Origin of the sequence: Bacillus sp. DJP31, assembly GCF_049310945.1 — a bacterium.
Classification (GTDB): domain Bacteria; phylum Bacillota; class Bacilli; order Bacillales; family SA4; genus Bacillus_BS.
In genome coordinates, this window is the sequence record NZ_JBMERO010000007.1 from 152,761 (window position 1) to 163,420 (window position 10,660).

Annotated in this window: 13 protein-coding genes; 12 read left to right on the top strand and 1 reads right to left on the bottom strand. The window is 37.8% G+C overall.

The features are described 5' to 3' along the window. Positions 1 to 117: 117 nt before the first annotated feature. Positions 118 to 918 (bottom strand): NAD kinase, encoded by an 801-nt coding sequence (locus ACOI1C_RS09165; RefSeq protein ID WP_422510120.1) that lies wholly within the window; start codon positions 916 to 918, stop codon positions 118 to 120. Between the two features lie 125 nt (positions 919 to 1,043). Between ACOI1C_RS09165 and sppA the strand changes: the two genes are divergently transcribed. The 12 genes from sppA to ACOI1C_RS09225 form a co-directional block, all read left to right on the top strand. Next, positions 1,044 to 2,045 carry a signal peptide peptidase SppA gene (gene sppA / locus ACOI1C_RS09170; RefSeq protein WP_422510122.1) on the top strand — a complete coding sequence of 334 codons (1,002 nt, stop codon included), beginning with the start codon at positions 1,044 to 1,046 and terminating at the stop codon, positions 2,043 to 2,045. 12 nt (positions 2,046 to 2,057) lie between these two features. Beyond that, on the top strand, positions 2,058 to 2,546 hold the full coding sequence (locus tag ACOI1C_RS09175; protein WP_422510124.1) for an RDD family protein: 489 nt from the start codon (positions 2,058 to 2,060) through the stop codon (positions 2,544 to 2,546). A gap of 91 nt (positions 2,547 to 2,637) precedes the next feature. Further along, positions 2,638 to 3,327: a DUF2953 domain-containing protein gene (locus ACOI1C_RS09180; protein WP_422510126.1), complete on the top strand. Its 690-nt coding sequence runs from the start codon at positions 2,638 to 2,640 to the stop codon at positions 3,325 to 3,327. A 15-nt stretch (positions 3,328 to 3,342) separates the two neighbouring features. After that, positions 3,343 to 3,795: a GerW family sporulation protein gene (gene ytfJ, locus ACOI1C_RS09185; protein ID WP_422510128.1), complete on the top strand. Its 453-nt coding sequence runs from the start codon at positions 3,343 to 3,345 to the stop codon at positions 3,793 to 3,795. 406 nt (positions 3,796 to 4,201) lie between these two features. Continuing rightward, on the top strand, positions 4,202 to 4,702 hold the full coding sequence (tpx, locus tag ACOI1C_RS09190) for a thiol peroxidase (RefSeq protein WP_422510130.1): 501 nt from the start codon (positions 4,202 to 4,204) through the stop codon (positions 4,700 to 4,702). Positions 4,703 to 4,782: 80 nt separating this feature from the next. Beyond that, on the top strand, positions 4,783 to 5,772 hold the full coding sequence (locus ACOI1C_RS09195; RefSeq protein WP_422510155.1) for a class I SAM-dependent methyltransferase: 990 nt from the start codon (positions 4,783 to 4,785) through the stop codon (positions 5,770 to 5,772). A 145-nt stretch (positions 5,773 to 5,917) separates the two neighbouring features. Further along, a complete protein-coding gene (locus ACOI1C_RS09200; protein ID WP_422510132.1) occupies positions 5,918 to 7,123 on the top strand; it encodes an acetate kinase in 1,206 nt (401 codons plus the stop codon). A gap of 138 nt (positions 7,124 to 7,261) precedes the next feature. Further along, positions 7,262 to 8,275, top strand: a complete 1,014-nt coding sequence (gene nagA / locus ACOI1C_RS09205; protein ID WP_422510134.1) for an N-acetylglucosamine-6-phosphate deacetylase — start codon at positions 7,262 to 7,264, stop codon at positions 8,273 to 8,275. A gap of 71 nt (positions 8,276 to 8,346) precedes the next feature. Beyond that, the gene (locus tag ACOI1C_RS09210; protein ID WP_422510136.1) at positions 8,347 to 9,720 is read left to right on the top strand and encodes a bifunctional metallophosphatase/5'-nucleotidase; all 1,374 of its coding nucleotides are present in this window, start codon (positions 8,347 to 8,349) and stop codon (positions 9,718 to 9,720) included. Positions 9,721 to 9,755: 35 nt separating this feature from the next. Continuing rightward, the gene (locus ACOI1C_RS09215) at positions 9,756 to 10,049 is read left to right on the top strand and encodes a hypothetical protein (RefSeq protein ID WP_422510138.1); all 294 of its coding nucleotides are present in this window, start codon (positions 9,756 to 9,758) and stop codon (positions 10,047 to 10,049) included. 12 nt (positions 10,050 to 10,061) lie between these two features. Continuing rightward, positions 10,062 to 10,412: a hypothetical protein gene (locus ACOI1C_RS09220; protein WP_422510139.1), complete on the top strand. Its 351-nt coding sequence runs from the start codon at positions 10,062 to 10,064 to the stop codon at positions 10,410 to 10,412. A gap of 83 nt (positions 10,413 to 10,495) precedes the next feature. Continuing rightward, positions 10,496 to 10,660, top strand: a 165-nt coding sequence (locus tag ACOI1C_RS09225) for a zinc ribbon domain-containing protein (RefSeq protein ID WP_422510157.1), incomplete at its 3' end; no start/stop codon positions are given.

Here is a 10,660-nt window from a genome sequence, read left to right on the forward strand (position 1 = left end):
GAGAAACGAGCATGAATTTTAAAATCCGAGCATATAATCAAAAATTCGCGCATATAAATCAAATTCGATGCATATCCTCGTGTCAGGCTCCAATCCAACTCATCTTTTACATGCATTTCACAAAAATGTCCGTTTTACTTTCTCCCAGAAGGAGTTATCTTTTAATTTAACAGTCTTAATTCGTTTATCTGTAAGATTTATCACAATGGAATCTACATGACTGACGCCCAATGCTTCGTTATCCATCCCAATCGTTGGGTAGTCATTGCCATCTTGAGTGATTTTTAAAGTAAGAGTTCTTGCTCCACTTAAGATAAAGGAAGAACCTAATGTACGATATCGATTGTTATTTAAGGATGCAAGCTCGCTCACCTGCAAGCAAGGGAGCATCGGATCAACGACGGCACCGCTTACAGATTTATTGTAGCCGGTGCTTCCAGTTGGAGTCGCTACAATAATACCGTCGCCTCTGAAGGTTTCAAAATGGAGATCGTCAATAAATATGTCCATAACAAAGGTCTTAATGATTCCAGAACGGATGGATAATTCGTTCAAACAATAAAACGTGCTTGTATCATCAATGGTTGCTGAAAGAACAGGATATCTTCTTACTTCAATTTGCTTGGTTGTCATGGCTTCAATCATTTTTTCTTGATCATCAATATGGAAATCACAATACAAACTCAAGGATGAATGTGTGGAAATCCCTGCGTATAAGCAATCCTCACGAAAACCAGTTTTCCGAACAGCCTGCAAGAACGTTCCATCTCCTCCAATACTTACAATGATATTGGCCTCTATTTGGTCTTCAACAACTGTGAAATGGTAATCGTGGGCAAGCTGTCCAAGCCTTACAACGTGTTGAACTAATGCTGGCTCTTTTTTATAGAAAAAATAAATATTTCTTCGATCTGACATGTAAATACCTCCATTTTTATGTAAAACAATAGAAAATTTTACTAAACTATTATATGGTTATAATGTATCAAATATATAAACAATATGAAAACTAGTTAAATTTTGTGGGTAGGAGGATGATTATATTGAATACGAAACGGTGGGTAGCACTTGGAATAGCAGTGGGGTTATTTATATTTTCAACGATCTTTAATTTTGCAACATCCCTGGCATTTGGCAATTTTTCATCATTATCAGAGGATTTGTTTGCTGTAGAAGAAGGATTCATTGAAACTGAATTAGAAAAAGGGAATGGTGTGGACAAAGTTGTCGTTCTGAATGTAGATGGAGCCATTATGGATACAGGTACTTCCATTTTTCGAACAGGCGGGTATAATCACCGTGACTTCTTAAAAATGCTGGATCAAGCAGGTGAAGATAAGAGTGTGAAAGGAATTCTGATTCGGGTCAACTCACCAGGTGGTGGAGTGGTCGAAAGTGCTGAAATCCATAGTAGAATTACCGATTTAAAAGAAAGAACAAAGAAACCAGTATACATATCGATGGGAAGTATGGCTGCATCGGGCGGTTATTATATCGCTGCACCAGCCGATAAAATCTACGCAAGTGCTGAAACCTTGACAGGTTCACTAGGCGTTATTTTTCAAAGCTTGAATTACAGTGGTCTGGCTGAGAAATACGGTGTTAAGTATGAGACGATTAAGAGTGGTCCATATAAAGATATCATGAGTCCAACCCGAGAAATGACTGCTGAAGAACGCGAAATCCTTCAGACGATGATCGATAATTCCTACGATGGATTCGTAAAGGTCATTTCGGAAGGAAGAGATATCCCGGATAGCAGTGTTCGAAAAATCGCAGATGGTCGAATTTATGACGGAAGACAAGCACTGGATTTAGGTTTAATAGATGAATTTGGTTACTGGGAAGATGCAATTGAGGGGATGAAAAAGGATCATAAGTTAGGTAATGTATCCGTCATCCAATATGAATCAGGCTATGGTTTGTCATCCTTTTTATCCATGAGTTCGCAAAAGTTGTTCTCTAACGACTTAGAATTGCTTGGACTGACAAAATTATTAAGCCAACCCAATGCTCCTAGACCCATGTATATGTACCAGGAATAGGGGGGAATAAGAATGGATTCAACTCTTCAATCGACAATTGGTTTCAGTGAAATTGAAAAAAGGAATAGTGAACGAAAGGTTTACTATGCTGGCTTTTGGATTAGATTTTGGGCTTATTTGCTAGACTTACTCGTTATTTTTAGTATAAATCAGATATTGGTTTATCCGGCATTCCGATTTTTAGATTTCTCAGTGGCAAAAGGGCATATGTTTACACCAATCGCACTATTAACTGCGTTGACGATGTATGTTTATTTTGTTCTCATGACGAAATTCTTTCGCCAAACAATAGGGAAAATGGTGTTTGGACTCAAGGTTGTGGATCTTACGAGTGATTCACTTAGCTGGTCGACAGTTATATTTAGAGAAGTTATCGGTAAATTCATTTCCAAGACGATTCTTTTGGTTGGGTTTCTAGTTGTGGCATTCACTCCTCGGAATCAAGGAGTTCATGACTTGTTTGCTGATACTAGCGTTATTTTGGAACGATATAGCGAATAATGAATATAGTAGCCTAGCCTATCCATTTTACTTGGATAGGTTTATTTATTTTTGAGGTGGGTGATACTGATAAGCGAGTGAGGTGAACGTATTGATCTGGCTTTATATTGTTTTAGGAATTATTTCTTTCTTAACCATTATCCTTTTTTCAAAGCTTCATATAAAAATAGTGTATTCACATGCGAAAGATGATGACCAGCTTACCATTCGGGTTCGGTTATGGTTTATTCGTTATACATTTAATGTACCGCTAATCAAGATTGATAAAGATACAAATAGTATTGTGGTCAGTCATGAGGAGCATGCCGGGAAAGATCAAGCTGGAGCTGAAACGAAATCAAAAAGGTTCACTCCAACAGAAATTTTGAACAATATGAAGGACTTTAATGAGTTGGTTTTGCATGTCGTTCATTTACATGCTATCGGTAAAAAGTTTTTAAAGAGAGTCACCATACATAAATTAGAGTGGCATACAGCTTTTGGATTAGGTGATGCGGCACTAACTGGGGTGTTTATAGGAGTAGCATGGTCCATAAAAGGCGGTATTCTCGGTGTTCTAAGTCAATATATGAGACTTAAAACAACTCCCGTACTAACGATTACACCTTACTTTCAACACCTACTTTCACATACGAAACTATCATGTATGATTTCTTTTCGAATCGGGAATGCTATTCTAGCAGGATTGAGAATCGTGAAGTTTTGGAAGGGAGGACGTCCTTCGTTTAAGGGCGGACCTTCTTTTCTCAAGCCAAAAGATAATGGGAAATCTATTGTCTAAAAGGAGGAAATCTACATGTCAGATCATCCAATACAAGGTCTCATGGCAACCGCAATGGAGAGCCTAAAGCAAATGATTGATGTAAACACAATCATCGGGGACCCAGTGGAAACCCCAGACGGAAGTGTGATCTTAACTGTTTCAAAGGTAGGATTTGGATTCGCAGCTGGAGGTAGTGAATTTTCAGTTGAAGGTGGCACCAAACAAGGCGGCGGACAAGAAGGACAGTCTGGAAAGCTACCATTTGGTGGAGGTAGCGGGGGCGGAGTTTCAATTACTCCAATCGCTTTCCTAATTGTGAATGCATCAGGTGTGAAAATGCTTCATCTGGATGAAAGCACTCATCTATATGAAAAGATTCTAGAAGTCGCACCACAAGCTTTTGAAAAAATTCAGCAGATGTTTAATAAAAATGATCAAAACCAACAGCAAGGTCAACATCAGAAGAAGGATAATATCGATTTCTAAGTTAACCATTTTGGTTAACTTTTTTTGTTTTTGACTAGCTTCATAAAACCAGGAAAAAGAAACAGAATGCCTGATTTGGCTCATAGACAACAGGAATACGCATAGAAGTTAAGTTTCGGTGCATAGAAAGCGAAAGTAGCCGCACAAGGACATTAAATAGAAGCATAAGATGCTGGATTCGGTGCAAAGAAGACACGAATACGCATAGAACTTCAAATTTAGTAAATAGAAAGTCAAACAAGCAGCATAGGAACAAGAAATACACGTAGAAAATACAAATTTGGAGATAGTACTCCATTCCCCAGTCTGAAGGCTTCCCCAAATTCATTTACAGCATCAAATTTGCAATTGCCCCTTGTTATGGGTAGAATGAGAATGAATTTTAACTTAGCTAGGGGGAATTGAATTGGCATCTATTACATTTAAGGGTAATCCAGTAACTTTATTAGGTAACGAAGTAAATGTTGGTGAAACAGCACCTGAATTTAAAGTGCTAGCTAACGACATGTCCGCAGTCAGTCTTTCTGATTCAAAGGATTCTGTTCGATTAATCAGTGTTGTCCCTTCTATTGACACAGGTGTTTGTGATGCGCAAACTCGCAAATTCAACGAAGCAGCATCAGGCCTAGATAATGTAAAGATTTTAACAGTGAGTGTGGATCTTCCATTTGCACAAAAGCGTTGGTGCGGATCGAACGGAATTGAAAACGTTCAAACACTTTCTGATCATCGTGACCTTTCATTTGGAGAAGCATTCGGTGTACATATTCAAGAGCTTCGTTTATTAGCAAGAGCAGTATTTGTCGTAGATAGCCAAGATCAAGTTACATATGTAGAATATGTAAGTGAAGCAACCGATCATCCTAACTACGAAGCAGCCATTGAAGCGGCTAAAGCTGCAAGGTAATTCCAACTCTAATGTGATGCCTCGAATTTCGGGGCTTTTTTTAATTAGAAAAAAACTAAAAATAAGGAGGAATCAAGGTGATTCTCTCAAATACAGAAAAATGGTTCAATGTAGTGGACCAAAGTGCAAATTTGCTTCAATCAGAGCTACAGGTTTCTTACCTAGAAGCTGTTACCCTTACTGGTGATAATCTATTTGAAGGAGCCATCCTACAGGAAGAGGTTCTTCATAATGAGATTCTTTGTAAACGATTAAAAAATGAATACGATTCAATCAACCTAGATGTTCTTTCAAATGAAGAGATTCGTAAGGGATTCCAATTAGCCATTTTAAAAGGAATGAAAGAAGCAACACAGGCCCATCATCAAATGACTCCAGATGCCGTAGCACTGTTTATTAGCTATTTGGTAGACAAGATGACAAAAGGCTTAAACGAACTGACCATCTTAGATCCAGCCATCGGGACAGCCAACCTACTGACCGCAGTAATCAACCACTTACCAGGAAAGCAAATCAATAGCTATGGTGTAGAAGTAGATGACCTTTTAGTAAAGCTTGGTTATATTAATGCTAATCTGCAGAAACAGCATATTGAATTTTTCAATCGGGATGCACTTCAAGATTTATTTATTGATCCTGTCGATTTAGTTGTGTGTGATCTTCCAGTCGGCTATTATCCAAATGATGAGGTTTCCGAAAAATTTCAACTAAAGTCGGAAGAAGGGCATTCACTGGCCCATCATCTGTTTATCGAACAAAGCTTTCACTATACAAAACCTGGCGGTAAGTTACTTTTTGTTATTCCAAACAATTTGTTTGAAAGCAAAGAGTCTCCGAAGTTACATAGTTTTCTAAAAGAACATGGCGTTATTCATGGATTATTGCAGCTGCCTCTTTCCATGTTTAAAAATGATAAGCATGCGAAAAGTATATTTTTGGTGCAAAAAAAAGGTCCAGATGTCAAAATGCCAAAGCAGGCATTACTTGCAGAGCTACCTTCTTTCTCAAACAAGAAAACCATGCAAGGCATGATACAGCGAATTGACAACTGGTTCTTAACAGAGTTTTAGGAAATAACGATCGCCTTTTTTACTCTCAATTAATGGGTGACTAAATTAAGCCACTATGGAAAAACCTATAAGAGAACCTACACGTTTTGATACATAGTCAAATTTTAAAAAGTGAACTTAAAGAATGAAGGGGCGAAACCATCCTATGTCAAAAATAATTGCAATAAATGCTGGGAGCTCTTCCCTTAAGTTTCAGCTTTTTGAAATGCCAAGTGAAGAAGTCCTGACAAAAGGACTTGTTGAACGGATTGGACTTTCAGAAGGTGTCTTTACCATTACTGCACATGGTGAAAAAGTGAAAGAAGTTACGGATATCCCAGATCATGCTGTTGCCGTCAAGCTTCTTTTGGCAAAGCTAACAGAACTAAAAATCATTTCTAGCCTGGATGAGATCGAAGGAATTGGCCACAGGGTTGTACATGGTGGGGAAAAATTCACGGGCAGTGTGTTTATTACCGATGAAGTATTAAAGGATATTGATAAGTTGTCAGAGCTAGCGCCACTTCATAATCCAGCCAATATTACAGGTATTCAAGCATTTCGGGACGTTTTACCAAATGTGCCTGCAGTGGCGGTTTTTGATACAGCCTTCCATCAAACCATGCCTGAGAAATCGTTTTTATATAGCTTGCCGTATGAATATTACGAGAAATATGGAATTAGAAAATATGGATTCCATGGTACCTCTCACAAATACGTATCTGTCCGTGCGGCAGAGCTACTAAACAGACCGGTAGAACAACTAAGACTCATCTCCTGTCATCTTGGAAACGGGGCTAGTATTGCGGCAATCGAAGGTGGCAATTCAATTGATACCTCAATGGGCTTCACACCACTCGCAGGAGTGGCCATGGGTACCAGGTCAGGTAATATTGACCCTGCTCTCATTCCTTTTATTATGGAAAAGACGAATAAAACAGCAGACGAAGTACTCCAAGTTCTCAATAACAAGAGTGGAATGCTAGCTGTATCAGGATTCTCCAGTGATCTCCGCGATATTGAGCAGGCTGCTGAAAAAGGAAATGTAAGAGCCGAGCTTGCCCTTGAGGTGTTCGCAAGTCGAATCCACAAATATATCGGATCCTATGCAGCCAGAATGTCCGGAGTGGACGCTATCATTTTCACAGCTGGTATCGGTGAAAATAGCGACGTTATTCGTGCAAGAGTCTTAAGAGGATTAGAATTCATGGGCGTCTATTGGGACCCAACCCTAAACAAGGTTCGTGGGGAAGAAGCTTTTATCAACTACCCTCATTCTCCCGTAAAAGTGATCGTGATTCCAACGAATGAAGAAGTTATGATTGCAAGGGATGTAGTTAAATTGTGTCAAAATAATGTTAATAGCAAATAACATAGTTAATCGAGTGTGAAACCATATTGGTTTTGCACTCGTTTTTTTCGAAGTTTTGCTTTTTTGCAGGATTTGTAAAGTAATCAAGAGAATCTATCATGATTGTGGGTTAATCCATTTAAAAAATAGGTGGTCAATATGGCAAATACAAATGATCAAATAAAAGCTGTTATACAGGCAATCGAATATATGAAGATCCATTTAACTAAAGAAATTACTTCAGAAGAGTTAGCATTTATGGTTGGGTATAGCCCTTATCACTTTTCGAGAGTTTTTAAAGAGGTAACTTGTGTCTCACCACGCCATTATTTATCCGCTTTACGTATAGAGGCGGGAAAGGAAATACTGGTAAATTCTTCTTCATCTACACTAAAGACGTTGTTATTAATTGGATTTAGGAGTTTGGGAACTTTCAGCTCTAAATTTAAACAATCTGTTGGTTTATCACCAAAACAATTTCAGATGAGTGCTAACGATTTACATCAGTTTATAAATCAATATGAAAACCAAGAAAAGCCTGTACAAAATTTAAGAGAAACAAATGTAGTGGCATCGATCGGTCACTCAGATGCTAGCTATGAAGAAGCAGTTAAAAGTTTTCAAGCTGGATTTTCCCATGCTACACATTTATTTAATGGAATGAGAGGAATGCATCATCGTGAACCTGGAGTAGTAGGATCAGTTTTGTTACATGATGAAGTAATAGCGGAGATCATTGCAGATGGCATTCACGTTCGACCTGAAATGATTCAATTAACCTATAAGTTAAAAGGGAAAGATGGCATTATTCTAGTAACGGATGCTATGAGAGCAAAATGTTTAGGAGAAGGAAGCTTTGACTTGGGTGGTCAAAATGTAACAGTAAAAAATGAAATGGCTACTTTATCAGATGGTACATTAGCGGGAAGTATCTTGAAAATGAAAGATGCTGCTAAAAATATGATGAACTACACCGGATGTGATCTAAAAGAATTGATTTGTATGACCTCTGTAAATGCCGCTAAGCTATTAAAAATAGATGACCGTAAAGGGAGTCTTACAATAGGAAAAGATGCTGATATCCTTGTCCTTAGCGATACCCTAGAAGTTTACATGACGATTTGTAGAGGTACCGTCGCTTTTCAACTTGATGAGGCGCCTGTTTTTTTTTAGCAGGAGAATACGGAAAAGTTTCGAATGTAGTATTATATGTAGGATAATAAGCATAATCACTGGAGGACATAATGAAACTTAAAATCATACATACCAATGATCTTCATAGTAATTTTGAGAACTTCTCAAAAGCAGCTTCGTTAATTAAGGAAAATAAAGATGAGAACACAATTTTGTTGGATGCAGGGGATTTTGCTGACTTTAAAAGTATTGAACTTCAAGGAACTAAGGGAATCGCAGCGATTGAATTATTGGAGTCTGTTGGTTATGATGCCTTAACGATTGGCAATAATGAAATGTTTAACGGGGTTGATACACTTGAGCACATGGCTAGCAATAGTTCCTTTCCTTTTATTAGCAACAACCTCCTTAAGAAGGATAAAACGAATATCAATGGGGTTGTCGCTAGTACAATTATAGAAAAAAATGGCCTTCGAATTTTGATTACTGGCTCTTCTCCTGATATGGGTGATTTCTGTGAGGGGCTGGGCATTCATATCACCTCCTATAAAGAGGCCATTTCTTCAGAAATAAACAGCAATCAAGGAAACTATGACATATGTATTCTTCTAAGTCACATCGGCACGGTTGCAGATGAAGAACTTTCAATAGAAATAGACGGACTTGATATCATCATTTCTGCACATGACCATAAGCTTTATCCTGAAGCGAAAGTAGTGAATGGAACGATTATGAACAGTGCAGGAAATTATGGTGAGCATATTGGAATCTTGGAGCTGGAAGTAACGGATGGAAAGATAGATTTGCTGCATTCTACTACCCTTTCAACAAAAGATTCGGAAATAGATAATGAGATTCTTTCTATTTTAAGAACAAATAAAGAAAAAGCCGTTGAAGTCTTAAGTCGTCCTCTTTACAATCTTCAACAACCACTTTGGCATGATGTAATCGAGGAAAACCCGATCACTAACTTAATTGCCGATGGTTTAATGGATATGCTGAACTGTGATATAGGATTAATCAACAGCGGGATTGTCAATTCAGGAGCTTTCACCTACCTTTCTAATAAAAAATTGATTGAAATATGTCCTTCACCGTTGAATCCTACCTCCTTTGAAATACAAGGAAAACACATCAAAACGGCACTAGAACAATCACTTGATCCACAAATTTGCCTAGCTGATGGTAGAGGTTCAGGATTTAGAGGGAAATTTATTGGAAGGTTGCATGTTTCAGGAGTCATTATTATACATGATGGAAGTAGAGTTATAGAAATAGTGATTGGAGAAAAACCATTAGAAGACGAAAAGTGGTATACAGTGGCAAGCTCTGACTATTTACAACGTGGTTCGGGTTACCAATCCCTTGCGAATAATAGAAACGAAAGGTATCTTGCAGAAGAAATCCGTGATGTAATCAGACTTTATGCAAATGACCCTGTTTTTATTGAGCAGGCTTTAAGCAACAGATGGAGAAGAGAGTAAGTAAATGCGTTGTAAGTAAAAAGGAGTGAGAAGTCATGATCATCGATATCTTGTTTAGTGTTATGTACATTCTAGGTGCCTATTATCTAATCATTTATCGATTGAATTTAAAGAAGGCAGCTGATCTATCTATGGGTGCACTTTACCCTAAAAAAGAAGAAGAGTTCAGTAGCATTCTATTACCCATTGGTTGGAAGGAGATGGAACCTCTCACAAAGGAGAAGAAGTCTTATCAGTTTGTGAAATGGGGAACTCCGCTTGCTCTTGGCTTGTTAACGGTTTTAGTGGTGATTGTCCTTTCAACCGATTGGTTAGGATCTTCTTATTAAAGTTGTGCTTATTTGTTCTTTGTTATCATTAGTGCAGTTAGGCATCTTGGTAATCTGTATATTTTACCAGAGGGAATCATACTTCATGGAAAGTACTATAACTCTAATCAAATTAATTGTTATGAAACAGAAAAAATTCACAGAGGTCATGAGCTATATGGACTTCACGATCGTGCGAACAACAACGCTTATAAGCTGACACTAAAAGTAAAAAAGAAATTTTTCCAACCAAATTACGTTGTGATAGAAAACCTTATTTATCTTGAACAGATCATCCTTCTGCTTGATAAACAGGGGATTCAGGGTATTCAAAAACCGGAACCAATTCATTCTTCAATCACGAACTTCACACATAAATCTTAAATGATTTAAATTTGTGACAATGAAACCTATTCTTCACTCTATCCGTATAAAATAGATAGAAATTTACAGGAGGAGTGAGAGGAATGAATGAAAAAGGTTGTATTAAATGTGGGAGCAGAAATGCTGGAACCAAAGACGTAGCTATGACTGGAACCGGCTTATCAAAGATGTTTGATATTCAAAACAACAGTTTCACTGTCGTATTTTGCAAGAGCTGTGGGTATTCCGAATTTTATAACAAAAATTCA

What these genes read in the sequence shown, in the direction of transcription:
- ACOI1C_RS09165 (WP_422510120.1), bottom strand. Translation starts at nt 918, where the DNA reads ATGTCAGATCGAAGAAATATTTATTTTTTCTATAAAAAAGAGCCAGCA.
- ACOI1C_RS09175 (WP_422510124.1), top strand. Translation starts at nt 2,058, where the DNA reads ATGGATTCAACTCTTCAATCGACAATTGGTTTCAGTGAAATTGAAAAA.
- ytfJ (WP_422510128.1), top strand. Translation starts at nt 3,343, where the DNA reads ATGTCAGATCATCCAATACAAGGTCTCATGGCAACCGCAATGGAGAGC.
- ACOI1C_RS09200 (WP_422510132.1), top strand. Translation starts at nt 5,918, where the DNA reads ATGTCAAAAATAATTGCAATAAATGCTGGGAGCTCTTCCCTTAAGTTT.
- nagA (WP_422510134.1), top strand. Translation starts at nt 7,262, where the DNA reads ATGGCAAATACAAATGATCAAATAAAAGCTGTTATACAGGCAATCGAA.
- ACOI1C_RS09210 (WP_422510136.1), top strand. Translation starts at nt 8,347, where the DNA reads ATGAAACTTAAAATCATACATACCAATGATCTTCATAGTAATTTTGAG.
- ACOI1C_RS09215 (WP_422510138.1), top strand. Translation starts at nt 9,756, where the DNA reads ATGATCATCGATATCTTGTTTAGTGTTATGTACATTCTAGGTGCCTAT.